Raw genomic sequence first — 20,399 nt, forward strand, 5'->3', positions numbered from 1 at the left:
CGGCGGACGTAGGAGCGAGTGACCGAAGCGCCTGTCTGGTCCGAGCCTCGGCACCCTAAGTCGGCCGGCGGGCCGAAGCTAGTCGGCTGCGGCGACTGACGGGACCTTCATCGGCATTGGCATCGGCCGGCTCGACCGCGCGGCGGTCACCGACCTCACCTACCGGTCGTCCGGGCACGGCGGGTCCGCGAGGGTGCCGATGCCATCCGGACGTGGTCGCGGCCCGAGCGGAGTCAGGGTGAACCCCATCGAGGGGCGCGAGCGCGTAGATGGGTGCCACCGGAGCGTGGAACCGGTCGGCGAGGGCCCTGAACTGCCATTTTGCCCTGCCGCGTCGAGCAGAATTTCAGTGGCAGTCCTTTGTGGAGGAATCCGGGAATCGTGCAGATTTCACGTGCCGGCTCGGAAGACGGTGATGGTCGCCGGTAATCGGATGATCATTCGTTCCGGTGCGTCGTCCGGATGAGTGATGGTCAAATTTAGGACATTCGCCTGATCGGTGCCGTTGCCTGTGGTCACTGCCTGTAAGGATGGGGCGACCGTGTCGAGCGTTGGTTGTGGACGACGGATCGGAGACGAGTATGGTTTGCCTGGACGATCTGCGCGGGAAGGGAGTCCGGCGCAGCTGGCCGGCCGGTGCGACGGTTCTCCACGAAGGCGACGATTCGGATTACGTCGTCATCATCGAAATCGGTAGTGTTAAAGTTTCCCTTTCGTCCCCTGCCGGGCGCCAGGTCGTTTTGGCGATCAGAGGACCGGGTGATTTGCTTGGCGAAATCGCCGCCATTGACGGCAGGGCGCGGTCGGCGACTGTCACCGCTTTGTCGTCGGTCACCGCCACTGTGTTGCCGGGTGCCGCCTTCCGAAGTCTCCTGATGAAGGACGGCGCTCGGTCGTTCGCGATGCTGCGAATGGTGACCGAGCGGCTCCGCGAAGCCGACGCGCACCGGCTGGAACTGAGCACCTATGCCGTGCTGCACCGGACTTCCCGGCTGCTGGCGGACTTCGCCGGACGTCATGGCTTCGTCGGTCGTGACGGTGCCGCCATCCAGGTGCCGCTGTCACAGGCGGAACTGGCTCAGGCGACCGGAGCTTCGAGGGAAGCTGTGGTCAAAGCTCTCCGTCACCTGCGCGAACTCGGTGCGGTGCGGACATCCCGTCGGAGGATCGAGATACTGAACCTTGATGTGCTCAGCATGATCACCGACGATCTCCAGCCGGGTACATCGCCGGTTTGATCGGAGAAACAGCTGATCACCCGTGCGGCAAGGTCGTCGGTGCGTACCAGGGCGGGGGAATGACCGTGGCGCATCGCGACGACAGGTCGAGGTTTCCTTCGCGAACAACGACGTGGACCACCGCCGCCCCAGGACAGCGCAGGTCCGAGCCGGCACCCACGTCGGAAATACGCAGACCTGGTTCACCCCGGGAACAGCGGCCGGGCCGGGGTCCTCGGCCGACGGCCGAGGATCGACGCCTGGATCTCGGTGTGGAGCTTCCGGCGCGCCTGCGCTTGGGAAAGACCGGTCAAGTCGATGTACTTGATGCCACGCAGCAGGCCGTCGGGCTCGCACCGCTCGATCCGCACCGGGATCAGCTTGCGCCGCATGCCATCCCGGTCGGCAGACCACGCCGCCTGCCACTCCGGCCCCACCTGGGCCGACCGGAGGTAATCCGGTGACAAGAGGGCCAAGGTGCGCTTCGACCACCGGACCGCGTCGTGCAGCCGCTGCACGTCGTGGGTGCCCGCCACCGCGTCCCACGCCTCGATGTGCACCTGGTGACCGGAGCCGGTCAGCTCCCAGGCGATCCACTCCGCCCACCGCTCCTGCTCGGGCGCGTAGGAAACGAGGAAGTCCCAGGCAATCATCGACTCTTCCGGCGAACCCGGTTCCGTGGACGGTCCGGTCTCAGTCGGATCCGCTTCGGCTGCCGGGCCCGGTTCCGCCGGAGCGGCAGCGCGCCCCGGCACGTGGACGTAGGCCGAACCGGTGAACTTGGGCACCAGGACGTCGACGTGCCGGAACGTCTCGGGGTCGAGTCCGCGGAACCGCTCGGCGACCGTGCACTCGTGAATCTCCGCGGACACGATCAGCGCGACGTCCGTGTCGTCGTCGGCCTCGAACACCCGCCGGACGGGCGGCGAGTCGATCAACCGCGAGGCGACCACCACCGCATCACCGGCGAAGCCGATCTCGTCGAACACGACATCGCCGTGGTGGACGGAGACGCGCAGCCGGATCCGCCCTTCGGGGTTGCGAGTCCGGTTGTGTTCGGCGAGCAGGCCGGTGAGCTCCCGGACGAAGTCGGCGACCACGCGCGGTTTCGGGACGGTGCCCGACACGAGCACCAGGAAACCGTCGCCGCGGTCCTCGGCCCGGTACTGATCGGCGGCTATCCCCGCGGCCCGCATCGCCGCGGCCAGGGTTTCGCGGATGCCTTCCCGCCAGCTCAGCTGCACCAAGGTGCCGTGCCGGCTGAACCCGACCGCATCGAGCACGACGACGGTCACCGGAACCGGCTGTCCGTCACGAGCCGCCAGCACATCCATTTTTCCTCCTGTCCGAACCGGCATGCGCAACAAAGCTACTATTGCCCGAACCGGATCGCTCACGATATTCGAAAAGCATCACGTGATTGATTTCGAAGCGGCGGCCGAGCCGCTTCGAATGGCACCATACCCGTCGAGTTGGGGAACAGATGACCATCTACGGAATCGACCTCGGAACGACCTACTCGTGCATTGCCCGCGTCGACAGCTCTGGCAGACCGGAGATCATCCGGAACCGGCTCGGCCGAGAAGTTACGCCGTCGGTCGTCTACTTCGAGTCGCCGTTCCACGTCGTGGTCGGCGACGACGCAAAAAAGGCCGCTCTCACCCACCCCGACCTGGTCGTGTCCCGGATCAAACGGGAAATGGGCCACCCCGAAGCCGAGCTCGACTTCCACGACCGGTCCTTCACACCCGAAGGGATCTCCGCGTTCGTCCTCGGTGACCTGGTCGGCTCGGTGCGGGAGGCCACGGGCGAAGAGGTCAAGGACGTGGTCATCACCGTGCCCGCCTACTTCGGTGTCGCCGAGCGGGAATCGACCAAGGCGGCGGGAGCCATCGCCGGGCTCAACGTGGTGAACGTGGTCGCGGAGCCCGTCGCAGCAGCGTTCTTCTACGGCGTGCACGACACCGACGCCACCCGGACCGTGCTCGTCTTCGACCTCGGTGGCGGGACCTTCGACACGACCGTCATCCGCCTCGGTCCCGGGGAGGTCACCGTGGTGTGCACCGACGGGGACCACCAGCTCGGCGGCGCGGACTGGGACGACCGGCTGGCCGCGCACCTGTGCGACCTGTTCACCGAGCAGTTCCCCGGAACCGGTGCCGAGGACGACGAGAAGTTCCTCCAGGACATCGCCCTGCACGCCGAAGAGCTCAAGCAATCGCTGACCAGCAGGCAGGCGTGCCGGCACCGGATGACCTTTGGCGACCACACCGCCGTGGTGGAGGTGCGGCGCGACACCTTCGAAGCGATCACGGCCGAGTTCGTCGAGCGGACGATGGCGATCACCGAACGCACGCTCGGCCTCGCCGCCGAGCGCGGTGTCGACCACTACGACGAGGTCTTGCTCGTCGGCGGGTCCACGCGGATGCCCGCGATCGACACCGCACTGCGCGAGCGTTTCGGTTTCGCGCCGAAGCTGCACGAGCCCGACCTCGCCGTCGCCAAGGGCGCGGCGTGGTTCGCGCTGCACGAGTCGGTGCGGCTGCGCCGGCCCGTCGGCGACGACTCGCCCGCCGCCGAGATCGCCCGCGCGATGGAACTGCCCGAAGGTGTCGTCCGCGCCACGGCCGAGCGGGCCGTGACCAACGTGGTGCCGCGTGCGTTCGGCGTCGCGGTCGTCGACCCGGCCGACCCGGACGGCGACTCGTTCCTGGTCAACCACCTGATCAGCGCCAACACCGCGCTGCCGGTGCAGAAACGGAAGCAGTTCGTCACCGCCTACGACGACCAGACCTCGATCCAGGTGCTCATCTACGAGCAGGCCGGGTCGATCGAGTCCGAAGAGGCCGAGCACAACAAGCACATCGGTGAAGCCGTGGTCAGCCGCTTGCCGCCGCTGCGCAAGGGATCCCCGGTCGACGTCACGTTCAAGCTGGACGCCGACGGTGTCCTGAACGTCGACGTACTGGAGATCAAGACCCGCGGCACGGCCACCGTCGACATCAAGATCGGGGACCTCACCGAACGGCAGGTGGCCCGGGCGCGAGATGACGTCGCAAGACTGACGTGACGGACGGGGAGACCACGGAGGGCACTCCGGAAACGCCGGAGAACTGCGGCATGAGTTCGGTGACGATCTCGTCGATCGGGGCGCCCGCGTAGGCGGCCATCCGGTCGTCGAACACCGCGCCGGTGTCGACCGCGCGGACCCGCCGCAATGACAGCAGCTCGGCGAAGTCGTCGTCGGCGGCGGCCACCCGGTCGAGGGTCTCGCCCGGGCCTCCGTCTCGCGCTAGCGCTTCCGCGCAGCCCAGCGCTTCGCGCTCACCGAGCCTGGCGGCGTATTCGGCCGATCGGAGGTGGAGCCGCCGCGCCCGTTCACGGTCGCCCTGCACGGCGACGATCAGGCCCAGTTCGCGCAGCAGGTGGACGATCAGCATCTGGTCGTCCTCGCGCTCGGCGATCTCCAGCGCGTGCTCCACCGACAACCTGGCTTCGGCGATCCGGCCGTCGTCCCGCGCGAGCCGGCCTTGGTGCCACAGACAGTCGACCAGGAGCTGCGGTTCGCCGGTCACGCGGGCGGAGTGCACCGCCTTCCGGAAGAAAACGCCTGCTGCCGGACGGTTCCCGGTCTCCACCGCGTGTTCGCCCGCGAGCAGCAGCCGGGCCACCTCGAGCTGGGGTGGCAATCCGGCCGCGTCAATGCCGGCCGCCCGCCGTTTCACGCTGCCGGCTTGCTGCGGACGGCCGGCCCGGGGAAGGACCCAGGCGAGGCACACCAGGCAGGACAGCACCCAAACCGGCTCCCCGAGCTCGGTGAACGCTTCCGCCGCGCGGAGCAGCGCCTCGGCCGCCCGGCGTGGTTCACCCCGGTAGAGCCGGCACCGCCCGACCTGGCGCAGCACGTCGGCCCTCAGGTGCGGCGCACTGACCATCCCGAGCAAGACGAGGCACCGGTCGTAGAGCTCCTCCGCTCGGTTGTTGTCGCCTTCGTCCAATTCGAGGTCCGCGAGCCGGGCCAGGCACTCGGCCTCGACTCGCGGGTTGTGTTCGGCCGAGGCTGTTTCGAGGGCGGCTTCGTACCACCGCGCCGCCTGGGCGGTGGCACCCCGCTCGCGGGCGACGAGCCCGAGCGCGAGCAGACAGGTCGCCCCGGTGCGGGTGTTGCCGAGCGCGTGAGCCCGGCCGACGCCGTCTTCGAACAGCTCTTGCGCGCCGGCGAGGTCGCCCCGGCGCAGCCGCATCAGGGCGAGCTGGAGCACGCACGCCAAGGCGAGCCCATGGTCCCCGATGCGCTCAGCCGTCGCGTGCGCGAGCTCGAACTGGCCGGTGGCGGGATCGAGCTCGCTGTCGCCGACGAAGATGCCGCCGAGAACGAGCCGCGTGGTGGCGACGAGCTGGTCGCTGCCCAAGCGTTCCGAGAGCGCGATCGCCGAGACCAGCGCCTCCCGGGCGCCCGCGGGGTCGCCCAGCGAGGCGTGGATTCGCCCCAGCTGCTGCTGTGCGACGATCCGGCCGCGCCGGTCGTCGAGGGCGTCGGCGCACTCGGCGAACATCTCGTAGGTGGACCGCGCGTTCTCGTACTCGTGCCGGTTCACCTGGACCTCGCCGAGCAGCTGGAGGCAGGACGCCTGCAGCGGAACGTCGTGCGCCTCCACCGCAAGGCTTTCCGCCAGCTCGAGGTGCTCCTCGGCGTCGTCGAGCAACCGCCTGGTCAGCGACACCGCCCCGAGCTGCAGCGACGCCGTAGCGACCAGCCGGCACATGTCGAGGTCCGCCGCGTCCATTTCCAGGGCCAGCAGGCCGTGGCGCTGGGCCTCCTCGACTTCGCCGACGGCCGCAGCCACCGCGGCGAGCTCGAGGTTGGCCGACGTGTCCGCCGCCTCCTGCTCGATCTCCCGGGCCAGTTCGAGAGCTCCCAGGCTGAACCGCTCGGCGCGGTCGTCGTCGCCGGATCCGAGCGCGAGGCCGCCGAGCCGCTGGTAACAGCCGGCGAGGAGCACACGGGCGTCGATCCGGTCGGCGACCGATGCTTGGCGGACGATCGCCATCGCCCGGTGGTAGGCCTCTTCGGCACCGCTGTTGTCGCTTCGCAGCTGAGCGATCGTGCCGAGTTGCTGGAAGCCGACGGCTGTGGCGATGCTGTCGCCCGAGGTCTCCGGCATCGCCTTGCGCTGGCACGATTCGGCGACCGGGAGCGCGTGCCGCCGCAGAGCGATGACAGACATGCGGTGGTGGAAGACACGCGCGTCCGGTGAGCCCGGGCCGATGCGCTCGATGATCTCCTCGCACAGCGACCATTCCCAGTCCTGCCTGCCGAGCCGGTCCAGGACCGAGCACATCTCCGCGGTCACGGCCACCGCTTGGGCCGGCAGGTCCGCCGCCCAGCTGTGGTGGCGGGCCTCCTCCAGGAGCTCGACCTGCACCGCCGGTTCCCGTACCCACAGCTGGGCCCGCGACCGGTGGTACGCCGCGGCCCGGGTGTGCGCCGCGGCCAGGACCGCGGGATCCACGTGGTGCGCCAGTTCCCGCGCCGTCCAGCGGTGGACCAGGTACTGCTCCGGCGGCGGACCGCCGTCGTCCGCCGGCTGCCGGATCGGCGCGAGCAAGGTCAGCTCCAGCAGCCGGTCGCGGGCGGCGGCCAGGCCGGGGCGCTCGGGCGGCTGAGCCATGACGGCGAGGTCGCGGATGAGCTGCTCGCACTGGTCCCGCGGCAGTCCGCGTCCCTCGCGCAGTGCCCGGTGGGCCTCGGTGAGCCGGTCGCGCATCGCGGGGTCCTCGTCCAGGGACCGGACGGGCGTGACGGCCCACAGCAACGCGGCCGCGTCGACCGGCACCCGGTACACCGATGCCGCCACGAACAGCTCGGCGGCCAAGGGAAACGAGGCGGTCAGTTCGTCATGCAGCCGATGCAACAGCACGTCGGACGCGGTGATCGCCACCGTTTCCGCAAGGGCGGAGTCGAAGGTGCGCTCCCGCCACCAGGACCCACTGTCGAGGCCTTCGGCCTGCAGCGCCAGGCCGATCCGTTTCATCACGCCGTCGAACTGCGCGCCTGACCCTTTCCGGGCCTCCAGCGGCCGGCCACCGCGCAGCACGGCGTCCAGGTACTCGAGGGCCCGCGGATGACCGCCGAGGTCGTGGTGGACGCGCCGCCGGTCCGCCGCCGGCAGCCGGTCCAGAGCGGGCAGCCGGAAGATCAGCTTCCGGGTTTCGGCCGCGGACAGCGGCCCGAGGTGGTGAACGCGCAGGCGGTGCCCCGCACTGCCGGTCAGCGGTTCGCGGTGCCGCGAGGTCACGATCAGCCGGGCGAGTTTCCCGAGCCCGAGCCACGCGTCGAGGAAGTCGACGAGACCGGCTTCGGGTTCGCCGTACTCACTGCCGTCCCGCGTCCCGGACTCCAGGGGATCACCGATGGGGTCGTCCAGCACCAGCAGGATTCCGGAACGCAGTGACGGAAGGACGTACGCCGCGAAGTCGTCAAGCCGGTCCCGCCACGGCACCTCGTCGTCCACGAGGTCGGCGAGGACCTCCCGGTCGCGGCCGGGCTGGTGGCGGAGACGCTTGGCCACGGTGCGCAGCACGCGGTCGACGGTGCACCGGCCGTGCAGCGTGACCAGGACGGTCCGCTCGTCACGCACCATGTGCACCAGCTGGGCAGCGAGACTGCTCTTGCCGACCCCGCCCATGCCGTGAATGAGCACACCACCGCTTACGCGCAGTGTCCGGGCCAGCTCGCGCAGTTCCACCCGCCGTCCCACGAAATCGCCGAGCCGAAGATCCACGATGCCCCGCAGACCGACCCGGTGGGCCCGGCTGCCGGGCTCTTCGTGCTTCCCGGGGCCAATCAGGTCGCCGCCGCGCACGCGCTGGAAATACGCCGGGGTGGCCCATTCCGCGAGCAGCAGGCCCCGGTCGTCCCTCCGGCGCCGCTCGAGTTCCCGGCGCGCGATCGCCACGGCCGCGAGAGGGTCGGACCCGTCGCGCTGCACGGCCAGCTCCCGGTAGGTGCGTGCGAGCATTTCCGTGGCGTAGTCGTCGCTCACCGAGGCCGTCATCGCCAGCACCGAAGGCACGCCGCGCTCCAGCAACGCGTGGGCGACGCTGGGCAGGCCGTCCGCCCGGCCGGCCTGGGCGGTGGAGCACCCGGCCAGGACCACCAGGGGCACGGGTTTCCCGGTGACGGCCAGTTCGTCCGCGAACCGCTCGGCGCGGACCCGGTCCACCCCGCCGTCCTCGGTTTCCAGCAGCAGTTCGCCCGGCCGGGCGTGGCAGGAGACGTGCAAGACGTGGAAGCGTTCTTCGGTGAGTGCCTCGCGGATCGCCGTCAGGGAGCCCCAGTTGAGGATCCGGACGTACGCACCGGCGTCCTGGCGAGCGGTTTCGACTTCGTCCAGGATCCGCGAGAGCTCGTACTCGTAGTCCAGCAGTTCCCCGCCGCCGGTGTCCGGGCTCGCCACGGCGGCGAGCAAGCGCAGCGGGCCGGGCACGTCGGGCCGCACGGTGGGCCCGAGGCCCGCGACGTGCCGATACAGGCGCACCGAAGCCTGCAGGCACAGGGGATCCGGGTCGCCGGGGAGCACGACACTCTCCCACGGCAGGTTGCTCAGGCTGTCGTCGAGGTGCAGAGCGAAGTGGACGATCCGCCCTGCCCGCGCGACCTCGTCCAGGTGCTCACGGACCGCGGTGAGCACCGGTCCCTTGAGGAAGTCCTCCGCCAGCCGACGGCCGACGGCTCGGCAGGCGTCGTCGAGATCGGGCGTGGTGGCACCGCCCTGGCCGGGCCCGCGGGCGCGGAAGGTCCGGTCGGCGCTGCGCCGCACCCGGTCCATCGTCCACAACGCGTTGCGCAACGCCTGGGTCGGTCCTCCGTGGGTCGCGGAGACCGGATCTCTGCCCTCGACGGCCAGAACCGACTCCCGGGGACCGACGCGCAGAGTCGTCCACACCGGCGAATCCACGACGCGAGCGGTGTCCGGAGGCACCGGGAAGCCGGTCTCGACGAAGCCGCGAGCGCGGCGGTCGCGCAAGGCGTCGGCCAGGATCCCCACGCGCGCACGAAAAGCTTCGGTGTCCGCCACATCGGCGAAGCTGAGGGGTACCTGGTCGCTCAGGTGGGGCGGGAGGTGAACCTCCAGGCCGTCCGCCCGGAGCACCGGGACCAGTCTGCGCAACCGCCTGGCGTTGAACTGGCGAGCGAGGGTCCGGTATTCGTCCGTCACCCCGTGCGAAGCGTGCCCGACGACGATGACGGCGCTGTCCGCCCCGGCAATGCCCTCGTCGGTGCGCCCGATTTCGGATTGGCCCGCCGTGATGTCCCACGCGCGCAGGAACACACCGAGGCCGAGTTTTTCCAGTTCGCCGCCGAGGTTCTCGGCGAACTGCTCGTCCGCCTTGCAGTAGGAAACGAAGACATCCCAACGAGTCAGATCGGTGTCCTTTCGGTGGGGGTGACCATGGTGACACCGCGGGGATCGGATCGGCAAGGTCGCGCCGGAAAAACGATTCCGGAATCCCTCCGTTCGGCCGAATCGGTGACCGAGTCCCCCTGTGTGCCGCCGGTCGGGGTATCGTCTTCGACGCAATAAAGATGACCATTGCGCAAATACGTCTCGTGATTGATTTGGCCGGCTTCGACCATTTCCGAGGAGATCCGCTCCGGTGAACGCCTCTGCACACGAACACATCGACCCGGCCGCGAAAAAGCCGTCGAGGACCTTCGGTATCGACCTGGGCACCACCTACTCGTGCATCTCCTACGTCGACGACAGCGGACGTCCGACGATCGTCAAGAACGCCATCGGCGAGGACACCACGCCATCGGTGGTGTTCTTCGAGACCGAGGACAACGTGATCGTCGGCCGCATCGCGAAGAACTCGCAGAAGACCAATCCCGAACTCGTCGCCTCGCTGATCAAGCGGGACATGGGGGAGAAGACGACGCTGTCGTTCCACGGCACGGAGCACAGCCCGGAGTCGATCTCCGCGCTCATCCTCCGCGAAATAGCCGCCGCCGCCACCGCCGAGCTCGGCGAGCCGGTCCACGACGTCGTCATCACCGTGCCCGCCTACTTCGGCGTCAGCCAGCGGGAGGCGACCCGGCACGCCGGCGAGATCGCCGGTCTCAACGTCGTCGACGTCGTGCCGGAACCGGTTGCCGCCGCCCTGCACTACGAGGCCGCCGGCGGCGGCGACCGCACGATCCTGGTCTACGACCTCGGCGGCGGAACGTTCGACACCACCGTCATCCGGCTGGTGGGCGACGACATCAGCGTCGTCTGCACCGACGGCGACCACCACCTCGGCGGTGCGGACTGGGACGAGCGGATCAGCACGTGGCTGCTGGAGTGTTTCCTCGCCGAGAACCCCGCCTCGGCCGCCGGCGAGCACGAGGATTTCCTGCAGAGCCTCGCGACGTCGGCCGAGGAGATGAAGAAGGCGCTGTCGCGGAAGACCGGTCAGAAGCAGCCGATGCGCTTCGCGAGCGAAGTGGCGACCGCCGAGCTCACCCGCGAACGATTCGAGCAGCTGACCGCGGACCTGCTGGAACGGACCTTCGACATCACGGCGCGGACGATCGAGACCGCCACGGCGAAGGGCGTCGACCACTTCGACGACGTCTTGCTCGTCGGCGGCTCGACGCGGCTGTCGGCGGTCGCCGCCGGGCTGCGGGCGCGGTTCGGGTTCGAACCACGGCTGCACGATCCCGACCTGGCCGTGGCGAAGGGTGCCGCGCTGTTCGCACTGATCCAGACGGTCAAGACCGCCTTCCCGGAGGGGGACGATGCAGCTCCGTCCGCCGTCGCGATGGTCGCCGACCAGCTGGGCATCGCCCCCGAAGAGGTGCGCAGGCTTTCGGAAAAGAAGGTGGTGACCGTCGCGCCCCGGGCCTTCGGCATCAAGGCGCTGCGGGCGGGCAGCCTCACCGATTGCTACGTCGACCACCTGATCAAGGCCAACGACGTCCTGCCGGCCACGCCGCCCGTGCAGCGGTACGCGACGGTCCACCCGGACCAGACGAACATCCGGATCGAGGTGTGGGAACAGGCGGGTGCGGTGGCCTCGGCGGATCTGGAGCACAACAACCGGATCGGTGAGGGCAACATCGCGAACCTCCCCCCGCTGCCCAAGGGATCGCCGATCGACGTGACCTTCAACATGGCCCAGAACGGCACCCTGCGCGTGCACGCCGTGGAGACGACCACCGGCGGGGACCTCGACATCGAACTGCTCATCGGCGGCCTCAACCGTGACGAAGTCGCGCAGGCCCGGGACGCGGTCGCCCGGTACTCGGTCGGCGGGTAACGTCGATGCCGTCCGAGTTCGACACCTACCGGGTCACCGTGCTGGACGCGGCCCGGCGGGCGGGCAACATCCCCCCGGCCGACCTGTTCCTCCGATACGACATCGACCCGAACCGGGTCCGCGACCCGGCGGAGTTCAAGCGCCGGGTGGCCGCCATCGTGAAGTTCTGGCGGTCGCTGAAACACCAGCGCAAGTACCTCCCGCTCGCGACCGCCCTGCTCACCGCCGACACCGACCTGAGCCGGCGTGGCAAGCTCACGCTGGAGGCCTTCGCCGAGCAGCACGCGGAAGGCCGCAGCCGCGCACGCGCCAGGATGGACGATCGGATCGCCGCGATCGCCCACTCGGCGTCGTGCCTGACCGTGTCCGGTCTGCGCCGGCTCCTGGCCGTGTTGGACGGTGCGTTCACCGAGCCCGAGGTGCGAGCGGCGCTGGCGGAGAAGAACATCACGGTGATCGAACCGCCGTGGGACCTCCCGGCGGCCCCGCCCGCTCCTTCGGCGCGCTCGCTGACCGGCCCGCTGAGGGCTCTCGGGAGCCGGCTCTCGCCTGACGTGGTGTTCGGCGCCGACGCGGTCCGCGCGGGCTTCCGGCTCAAGGACGGCTTCCGGCTCGCGGCCGACGGGAAGACGGTGACGCACGCGGAACTGCTCTCCCTCCGGGAAAAGAATTCGCGGAGCAAGCACGACGAGCACAAGACCGCGGTGGAGACCGTGCTTGCGATCCTCATCGGGCTCGCCGAGCAGACCGACGCACTGCACAAGCTGTTCCTGTGGGAGGTGGCCGAACAGCTGCGCCCCGACGTGGAAGCGGGATTGCCGGTGCGGGTGGTGACCCAGAGCGCCACCGATCTCGGGCTGGATCCGGCGGAGGCGGTCGAACTGGCCGTTACGCTGACGGCGGGCACCGGCCGCCCGGCCAGGGACGACACTGCGGGACGGCGGATCGCCGAGGCGATCCGGTGCGGTGAGCTGAATGAGGCGCGAAGCTTGCTCGACGAGGTGCCGTCCGGCGAATGCCGCCAGGAGCGGGCCGAACTCGAGGCGATCACGTGCCGGGTCGCCGACCTCACGCGTCAAGCCGAAAGCGCGCTGGCCGGCGGGAATTCCGAGGAAGCTGCCGCGCTACTGGCCGAGGCGTCGTCGGCGGCGGCGGACGACGAAAGCCTTCGAGCACGGCTGGCGGCCATCCCGCCGCCACCGCCGTGCGAGGTCACGGCCGGGATCGACTGCGTCCGCGGGCGGATCCACGTTCGGTGGGCACCCAGCAGGGCCCGGACGCCCGAGGTGCGCTACCGCGTCGTCCGCACTGCCGGGTCTCCCGCGGTGACCAGCACGGCGGGAACGACGGTCGCCGAGACCACGGGCAACGAAGCGGAAGACGAGCTGCCACCCCCTGCCATGCCCGTCTGCTACACCGTCTTCGCGTCGCGGGGAGGCGAAGCCTGGTCGGCGGGCGTGGCCGCGTCCCCGGTCGAGTCGGTGCCGGGGGTGGCCGACCTCGAACTCCGCGCGACGGAGCAGGCGGTGGCCGGTTCCTGGCAGACGGCGCCCGGGACCTCGGGCGTGCTCGTCACGCGGAGCGCGGTGGACGCCGTCGAGGAGGATTCCGGCGAGCCCGTGGCCGTGCCGGCCCGGGGGACGTCGACGTTCACCGACCCGGCGGTGCGGACTGGGGTGACCTACGAGTACGCGGTCACCGCGCTCTACAGGTCCCCGTCCGGCGAGGAGCGCCGATCGGCTCCCGTCCGTGCTCTCGCCACCCCGACCGCGCTGCCGACCGCGGTCGAGGAGCTGCGGTGGACGGCGGCCCAGGACGGCGGCGCTTCGGTCGTCGAGCTGAACTGGCCCAGACCACGTAGCGGGACGGCGGAGATCAGGGTCTCGGCCGGGAAACCCGAGTGGCCGGTCGGGACGGTCGTGCCCCGGGCCACGGCCACAGGTATCGGCAAGCTGGTCAGCGGCACGGTGACGACCGACGACCGGGGGTACGACCACCTCGTGTTCCGGCCTCCGCAGGGCCGGGTGGTGCTGACGGCGATCACCGTTTCGGGGGACCGGGCCGCGATCGGGGCCGGCACGACGGTGTCCTTGCTCGATCCCGTCAGCGACCTGCGAACCTGGCGCCACGGCGAAGTCGTCCGGCTCTTCTGGACCTGGCCGCCGGGTGCGAGCCGGGTGCGCGTCGCGTGGTGGCCGACCGCGACCGGCTCGCCGTCGGCGCCCCTCGGCGAGTTCGGCGCTTCCCTGCGCGAGCACACCGCGTCCGGTGGGGTCACGTTCACCGCGAGGCCCGGACCGATCACCGTCTCGGTGCGCACCGTCACCGGACGGCCCGGTGCCGACGAATCGTCCCCGACCGTCACCGCCATGATTCCCGGCGAACGGGCGAAGGTCACCTACGCGGTCGAATCCACGGGACTGCCTGGCCGGCGGCGGCACGAAATAGTCCTCACCAGCGACCAGACGTGCCACCTGCCGGCGGTGCTGGTCGTCCACCGCAAGGACGGCATCCTCCCGCTGCGCGCCGGCAGCGGCACCACCCTCGCCACGATCACCGCGCGCGAGCTGGCGGGGGGCCAGCGCGTCTCGGTACCGCTCGAAGTCCTGGTGCGTCCCTTGTCCGGCCTCGCCTGCTTCCTCGATCCGTCTTCCGCCGCTCCCGACGAGGTGATCCTTGTTCCCGCTACGCCGCAGTGATCTGACCTGCCCCTACTGCTACCAGCGCTTCCGGGTCAAGGAGATCCTGTTCCGCTGCTCCGGGCTGCCCGGCCGCCGCAAGCGGTGCTCGACGTCGGTCGACCACGTCCTGGGCGAGCAGATGGAAGAGTTCGAGCCCAAGCCCCCCACCTTCGCCGCGGACGGGCGGCGGCAGGAGGCCGTGCACCCCGAGTGCGAGGCGGTGACCCACTACCGGCTCTGCCCCCGCTGCCACAGCACGCTCCCCGTCCAGTACGTGGAGACCGACAACCGGCTGATCGCCTTGGTCGGGGCCAAGGAGAGCGGCAAGACGGTCTACATGACGGTGCTGCTCCACGAGCTCGCGAACGCGGTCGGCGAACGGTTCGGCGCTTCCCTGCTCGGTGCCGACGAGCCGACCAGGACGAGGTTCGAAGATGACTACGAGAAGCAGCTGTACGAACGGCACCAGCTCTTCGGGCCGACGAAGTCCGCGGTCGCGACCGCGGGCGGGCGGCGTCCGCTGGTGTTCAACTTCGCCGTCGGACGGCCGAAATCGCGGGCCCGCGAGGTCACCCGCACGACGCTGTCCTTCTTCGACACCGCGGGCGAGGACATGCGGAGCGACCGCGACGTCGACCAGCACGTGCGGTACCTGTCCAGCGCCGACGCCATCATCCTGCTGCTCGATCCGCTGCAGCTGAGCGGGGCCCGGCCGCTCGCGGACGCCGACGCCCTCCTCCCCGCGGAGGGGCGGGCCGCCGACGGGCCCGCCGCGGTGCTGAGCAGGATCATCGAGCTGCTGCAGGCCAGCGGGGCCGCGCACGCACAGCGGAAGATCGACAAACCGCTCGCCGTCGCGTTCACGAAGATGGACGCCCTTGCCGGCACGCTGCCCGAAGGCAACCCGTTGGCGCACCCGCCGTCCGGCCGGCCGGTCTTCGACGACGCCGACGGGCTGGCCGTGCACCGCTACATGCAGGCCCTGCTGCGTGATTGGACGGGCCACAACATCGAAACCTCGCTGGCGAACAACTTCGCGCGCTACCGCTTCTTCGGTTTGTCCGCCCTCGGGGAAAGCCCCCGGTTGGACCAAGAGGGCGGCATGCAGCGCGTGTCCAGCCCGCACGGCTGGCGGGTGGAGGACCCGCTGTTGTGGCTGCTGACCGAGTTCGGCGTCATCGACAAGGCCGGCCGCCGATGAGCGCGGCGTTCGGGCAGCTCTACTACACCTCCTGTGAGAACGGGCTCGCCGGTTATCCGGGTTTCCAGTTCAACGCGTCGACGCCCGGCCTGCGCCCGGACGTCCTGGCCGACGTCGAAGCCCTCGCCGGCTACGAACCGCCGCGGGAGCTGGCCGCCGAGGCCGGGGTGGCCCGGCTGGACCGCTACCCGGTCAACCTCTGCTACCGGCCGGGGCCGCAAACGCTGCTGGCCAACACGGTCTTCGTCGGCAACGACTATTCGCACCGGTTCGGCAACTACTTCGCGCACGCCCTGGTCAGCGAGGACGCCGAAGCGTCCCTGGGTGACTTGCTGCCGATCGAACTGTGGCGCGCGCCGTTCTGGACCAGTTCCGCAGTGCCCGATCCGGCACTGCCCGAACTGCCCGCCCCTCCGCAGCGGGGGCGGCTGGACCGCGCCGGCGTCGACAAGTTCGTGCGGTCGCACCCGTGCTGGGAACGGCTGCCCGACCTCCTCACCGCGGTGGACGCGGCGGTCCGTGGCGGCGAGCGCAAAGTCGTGCTCGTCGAGCACGACGCCGACGCCGTCGCGCAGTGGATCGCGGCCGTCTCCTACCTGCTCCCGGAGGACCTGGTGCGCCTCATGTCGTTCGCGACCTACCTGCACCAGCCGCAGTACAGCAGGCTCGACGTCATCGGCACGGTCCCGGGTTCCGACGTGGACCGCTCGGCGTTCGACAGCTACCTGCTCTTCGACATGGTCGCCGGGCGCAGCAGCCCGATCGCTCCGCATCGGCTGGCCGGGCTGCTGACCGAAATCGGCCTGCTCGACGCCCCCGCGGTCTGGGACCGCGCCGGACCGCTGGCGGACGGAACCGAGCAGGGCCTCGACGACTGGCATCCGGTCGTGGCGGCCGCCGTCATGCGGCCGGGCTTCGGCGAGCCGGCCGACGCGGCCGCGGTCGCACCCTGGCTGGCCGGGCGCGCCGGCCGACTCGGCGCGCACGTCGTCGGCGACATCGGCGCCCGCGTGCTGGCTGCCGCCGCTTCCTGCGCCGACGCGGCCGGGGCCTTGCGATCTCTTTCCGAAGCCGCGCGAACCGCGGGGGCGGACGGTCTTCTGAGGAGGATCGAATTGGACTGGGCCGATGTGGTCCTCCGGTCCGCTCTTCGCGGCCGGCGGGAGTTCGACGGTGACCTCGAGCTGTCCACGGACGAGGCACGCACTCGAGCGCGCAACACACTGGCTGAAGAATTGCCTCGAACGAGCCCGGAGAACGCCGTGGACGCGTTGATGTGGGCTGCTCGCTCCGGCGTCGAAGTCGGCGAGCGTACCCTCCGCGACACCGGGTACCACGTCTTCGGTCCGCTGGTGCTCGAGAACCGGACGGACGAGCGGAGCCGGTCACTCCTCGGCGCGCAGCCACCGCTGTCCTGGGGCGCGGTCGACCACCTCGTCACGGTCGCCCGCACGGACATCGGCGCGGTGGTCGCCGTGCTCGGCTCGGGGATCGGTGACCTGCTCGAGGCCGGCAAGGAACACGAACTCGTCGCGGCCGTCGCGGTCGCGGACGTCCGCCGCGGCAGGCTCACCCCGGCCGAGGCACTGCGGGAGATCACTCCTGTCGAGGTCGACGTCGCGGTGCTCCGGTTGCTGTGGCCGTCCGGTGGCTGGACGCACGGTGAGGCACTGGATGTGCTGGGTGCCCTGCGTCCGGAGGATTGCCGGGCTCCGATCGTGCTCGAGTGGCTCACGAGGTCGGTCACCGGTCCACCGGTGGTGGGCCAGGAGCACCTGTTCGACCGGTTGTGCGGCCGGCTGGACGAGACCGGCCTGTACCACGACCTGCCGGCCGTGGTCCGCGACCGGATCGACACCCACGCCACAGTCCGGCGGCTGATCGACGAGATGACGGGCGCCGGTGAGCGGAGCTTCGGGACGTTGCTCGACGCCGTGTCCCGCAGCTACCGGTCCTCCGGCCCGCAACGCCGCGAAATGATCGTGCGGTGCCTCCTAGGCCGGATCGACGAGCTCCCGAATCACCAGCGGGCTCAGGTACTGGTTCGGTTACCGGACCTCCGGCAAACCTACCTCCGCATCCACGGCTCGGCCGGGCGGCCCGGGCTGCTCGACCTCAAGAACCACGTGCTCGTCGCGTGGATGATCGCCCGGATGAGCGGTGATCGCACGTCCCGTCCGGCATTCGATGAGATCTCGCAGGTGGTGTTGGAGCTGCGCGACCTGTTGCCGCGCAGAGACGTCCGCAAGGTCGTCACTCTGATCGAGCGTGCGGATCCCACCGCCGCGGTCTGGTTCGCCGAGCAGCCGCGGCGGACCAGAACCGGGTTCTGGCCCTTCCGGGCACGGACGCGACGGCCGTAGGGGAGGAGGAGCCGATGCTGATCACCGCGTTGACGGTCGCCATCTGCCTGGTCCTGGCGTTGCCTGCTATCCACGGCGTCCGGTACGCCACCGTCATCCTCGGCGCGTCCGGCCGTGCCTTCGCCCGGGCGATGGGCCTCGGCAAGGAGCCCCTCACCGCCGAGATCCCGAAACCGGCCAAGGGCGTGGCCAACCGCGAGTACGCGCACGAGCGTTATCTGCGCAGGCAGTCCTGGCGCGACTTCCGGCACGCGAACGTGCGAGTCTGGTCCGAGGTCGGAAAAACGATCAAGTCGTGCTGGGAGAAGCTCCGCGTCCTGCACCCGGCACAGGCCAATCCGCCCCGGCCGGAGTACACCACGTTCCGGCGCACCGCCGGTGCCGGTGTGCTGATCGGCACCGCGGTCGCCGCGGTGGTGATCGCCGGGCTGGCGCTGGCCGAGGCGGTCGCGCTCGGCGTGCTCTTCGTCGCCGAGTACGGCTTCCTATGGGTGCTCGCAGGCGTGGACGCGCTCGTGCTGCGCGTGCGCGGGGTGACGATGACGTGCCGGAACTGCGGACACCGGCTCACGTGCGCCGAATACACCTGCCCGGGGTGCAAAGTCCGGCACCACAACCTGCGGCCCGGCCGCTACGGGTTGCTGCATCGCACGTGCGGCTGCGGGTACCGGCTGGCGTCGACGGCGTTGTCGAAGAACTACCGGCTCGAGAGCTGGTGCCCGCGCTGCGACAAGCCGCTGGCCAAGGAAACCGGCCTGGCGGGCGAGATCGTCATCCCGCTGTTCGGCGCGCCGGGCGCGGGGAAGTCTCAGCTGATCACCGTGCTGACCGTGGCGATCGAGACGCTCGCCGACCGCACCGGCGGCACGTTCGCCTTCGCCGACGACCAGACGCGCGGCAACGCCACGAAGGCGTGGCGCGGCCTGGTGACGACCAAGCGGTCGGAGAAGACGACGCTGGTCAGCGGCGCGACGACCGTTCCGGCGTACTCGATGTACGTCAAGCCGCGGCGCGGTCAGAAGAAGCTGCTGCACGTGTTCGACGCCCAGGGCGAAGTCTTCTACCGCTCGGACAAGATCCAGCAGCTGGAGTACCTCAGGGTGGCAAAGACGTTCGTGTTCGTCGTCGACCCGCTGTCGATCGACCGGCTCTGGACGTCGATCGCCGAGTCGCACCGCCCGGAGATGGAGAAGATCCGCGCGCAGCAGGAACCGTCCAAGACGTTCGACGAAACGGTGATGACCGTGATCGCCATGGGAATCGACCTCCGCAAGGTGCACCTGGTCGTGGCGCTGAGCAAAGCCGACCTGATCAAGGATTCACTGCGCACCGTCGACCGGACCGACGACGGTTCCATCCGCGCCTGGCTCGTGGACAAGCTGGCCCAGGGCAATCTGGTACGGGCGATGGACAACAACTTCAAGTCGGTTTCGTTCTTCCTGACTTCGGCGCTGGCGACGGGGCATGACACCGCGGACAGCAGTGTCGAGTCCTTCGCCGAACGCACACTCGCGACCCAGGGGTTCAAGCTGTGACCGCAGAGGATCCTTTCCGCCGGTGGCGCGTGTCAGTGGTCGTGATGGTCGCGACGACGGCACTGATCGTGGCCTGCCTGTTGGTCATCGCTGTTGTGAACGCGGTCCTGGCGGTTCTGTCCCGTGTCACCTGACGAGGTGGGCGTTCTGCGTATTCGTACGCAGAACCGCGACAGCTGCTCCAGTAGACAGTCGGCATGCTTGATACCGCGTGGCCTCCCACTACCTTCGCTGGCCAGCTGACCACCGCCGAGCTGGACTGGGCGCTGACCACGGGCAGTCAGGTCCGCTACGAGGCCGGCGAGTGCCTGACGACCGAGGGCGACGTGCTGCTGATCTGTCACGGCGAGGCCAAAGTGGTGGCCGAAGGCGAGTCGGGACAGCGGCTGCTCGGATTCCGCGGCCCGGGGGACCTGGTCGGCGAACTGGCCTATCTCGCCGACCCGCAGTGGGTGCCTTCGGTGATCGCACTGCGGCAGCGGCCGGTGTCCGTCGTCCGCCTCGACCGGGACCGGTTCACGGCGTTCCTCGACATCCACCCCCGCGCGGCGCTGGTCCTGGCACGGACGATCGCTGAACGGCAGTGCGCACTGGAGCGAAGCCGCCTCGTGCCGTCCAGCCTGCCGATGGAACGCAGGGTATCGGCCGTCCTGGCCGAGCTGGCCTGGTTGTCCGGCGCGGGCTCGCGTTCGGCGGACGTCGACATCCCCCTGACCCAGCTGGAGATCGCGCAGCTCTTGGACGTCGCCCAGGTGTCGGTCCAGCGGGCATTGCGCACTCTGGCCGCGCAGGAACTCGTCCGGCCCGGTTATCGCAAGATCCGGGTCCGTTGCCTCGCCTGCGTCCAAGATGCGGCCGGAAACCTGGTCGCGGGGTCATGTCGCCATTGAGGGATGCGCTGTGCGTTTCCGGAGCTGCGACGATCACGGCAGAGATCGTGGTGGAACCGGGTGCGGTGCCGGCTTGTGGCACCGCCCTCCGCTTTCGGCCTTCGACCGCGCGCAACCTGCGTGGGTCGGTGGCTCGGGCCGCTCGGCCGTTGTCCTGCTCGCAGGCAGTCGCTGCGGCTCCCGCCGTCCGCGTGCTGTACCCGCGAC

General features: G+C 70.0%; 10 protein-coding genes and 1 pseudogene. 8 read left to right on the forward strand and 3 right to left on the reverse strand.

The annotated features are described in order from the left end of the window. Positions 1-581: 581 nt before the first annotated feature. Positions 582-1,238: a Crp/Fnr family transcriptional regulator gene (locus ACIRSS_RS40390; protein WP_400904687.1), complete on the forward strand. Its 657-nt coding sequence runs from the start codon at positions 582-584 to the stop codon at positions 1,236-1,238. Positions 1,239-1,420: 182 nt separating this feature from the next. Here ACIRSS_RS40390 and ACIRSS_RS40395 read toward each other — a convergent pair whose 3' ends face one another. Next, positions 1,421-2,614, reverse strand: a complete 1,194-nt coding sequence (locus tag ACIRSS_RS40395; protein WP_400904692.1) for a TIR domain-containing protein — start codon at positions 2,612-2,614, stop codon at positions 1,421-1,423. Between the two features lie 86 nt (positions 2,615-2,700). Here ACIRSS_RS40395 and ACIRSS_RS40400 point away from each other — a divergent pair, with 86 nt between their 5' ends. Beyond that, positions 2,701-4,287, forward strand: coding sequence for an Hsp70 family protein (locus tag ACIRSS_RS40400; RefSeq protein WP_400904700.1), 1,587 nt, complete (start codon positions 2,701-2,703; stop codon positions 4,285-4,287). Here ACIRSS_RS40400 and ACIRSS_RS40405 read toward each other — a convergent pair. Both ACIRSS_RS40405 and ACIRSS_RS40410 read right to left on the reverse strand, forming a co-directional pair. Continuing rightward, positions 4,235-9,268 (reverse strand): CHAT domain-containing protein, encoded by a 5,034-nt coding sequence (locus tag ACIRSS_RS40405; RefSeq protein WP_400905884.1) that lies wholly within the window; start codon positions 9,266-9,268, stop codon positions 4,235-4,237. The two genes, ACIRSS_RS40400 and ACIRSS_RS40405, sit on opposite strands and share 53 nt — an antisense overlap. 69 nt (positions 9,269-9,337) lie before the next feature. Beyond that, a pseudogene (locus ACIRSS_RS40410) lies at positions 9,338-9,904 on the reverse strand (toll/interleukin-1 receptor domain-containing protein); the annotation flags it as partial. Between ACIRSS_RS40410 and ACIRSS_RS40415 the strand changes: the two are divergent. The 6 genes from ACIRSS_RS40415 (at position 9,879) to ACIRSS_RS40440 (ending at position 20,192) form a co-directional block, all read left to right on the forward strand. Continuing rightward, a complete protein-coding gene (locus ACIRSS_RS40415; protein ID WP_400904703.1) occupies positions 9,879-11,522 on the forward strand; it encodes an Hsp70 family protein in 1,644 nt (547 codons plus the stop codon). The pseudogene ACIRSS_RS40410 and the gene ACIRSS_RS40415 overlap by 26 nt on opposite strands. A gap of 5 nt (positions 11,523-11,527) precedes the next feature. After that, entirely contained in the window at positions 11,528-14,221 is a 2,694-nt protein-coding gene (locus tag ACIRSS_RS40420; protein ID WP_400904706.1) for a hypothetical protein, read from the forward strand. Beyond that, on the forward strand, positions 14,199-15,404 hold the full coding sequence (locus ACIRSS_RS40425; RefSeq protein ID WP_400904709.1) for a hypothetical protein: 1,206 nt from the start codon (positions 14,199-14,201) through the stop codon (positions 15,402-15,404). The genes ACIRSS_RS40420 and ACIRSS_RS40425 overlap by 23 nt, the downstream gene beginning before the upstream one ends. Continuing rightward, positions 15,401-17,767 (forward strand): GTPase-associated protein 1-related protein, encoded by a 2,367-nt coding sequence (locus ACIRSS_RS40430; protein WP_400904712.1) that lies wholly within the window; start codon positions 15,401-15,403, stop codon positions 17,765-17,767. The genes ACIRSS_RS40425 and ACIRSS_RS40430 overlap by 4 nt, the downstream gene beginning before the upstream one ends. Positions 17,768-17,781: 14 nt before the next feature. After that, positions 17,782-19,302 carry a hypothetical protein gene (locus ACIRSS_RS40435; RefSeq protein ID WP_400904715.1) on the forward strand — a complete coding sequence of 507 codons (1,521 nt, stop codon included), beginning with the start codon at positions 17,782-17,784 and terminating at the stop codon, positions 19,300-19,302. A 197-nt stretch (positions 19,303-19,499) separates the two neighbouring features. After that, the gene (locus ACIRSS_RS40440) at positions 19,500-20,192 is read left to right on the forward strand and encodes a Crp/Fnr family transcriptional regulator (RefSeq protein WP_400904717.1); all 693 of its coding nucleotides are present in this window, start codon (positions 19,500-19,502) and stop codon (positions 20,190-20,192) included. Positions 20,193-20,399: the final 207 nt, after the last annotated feature.

Origin of the sequence: Amycolatopsis sp. NPDC101161 (genome assembly GCF_044768185.1) — a bacterium.
Taxonomy (GTDB): Bacteria; Actinomycetota; Actinomycetes; order Mycobacteriales; family Pseudonocardiaceae; genus Amycolatopsis.

Coding starts and splice junctions, on each gene's coding strand:
- ACIRSS_RS40390 (WP_400904687.1), top strand. CDS start 582: ATGGTTTGCCTGGACGATCTGCGCGGGAAGGGAGTCCGGCGCAGCTGG.
- ACIRSS_RS40400 (WP_400904700.1), top strand. CDS start 2,701: ATGACCATCTACGGAATCGACCTCGGAACGACCTACTCGTGCATTGCC.
- ACIRSS_RS40420 (WP_400904706.1), top strand. CDS start 11,528: ATGCCGTCCGAGTTCGACACCTACCGGGTCACCGTGCTGGACGCGGCC.
- ACIRSS_RS40430 (WP_400904712.1), top strand. CDS start 15,401: ATGAGCGCGGCGTTCGGGCAGCTCTACTACACCTCCTGTGAGAACGGG.
- ACIRSS_RS40435 (WP_400904715.1), top strand. CDS start 17,782: ATGCTGATCACCGCGTTGACGGTCGCCATCTGCCTGGTCCTGGCGTTG.
- ACIRSS_RS40440 (WP_400904717.1), top strand. CDS start 19,500: ATGCTTGATACCGCGTGGCCTCCCACTACCTTCGCTGGCCAGCTGACC.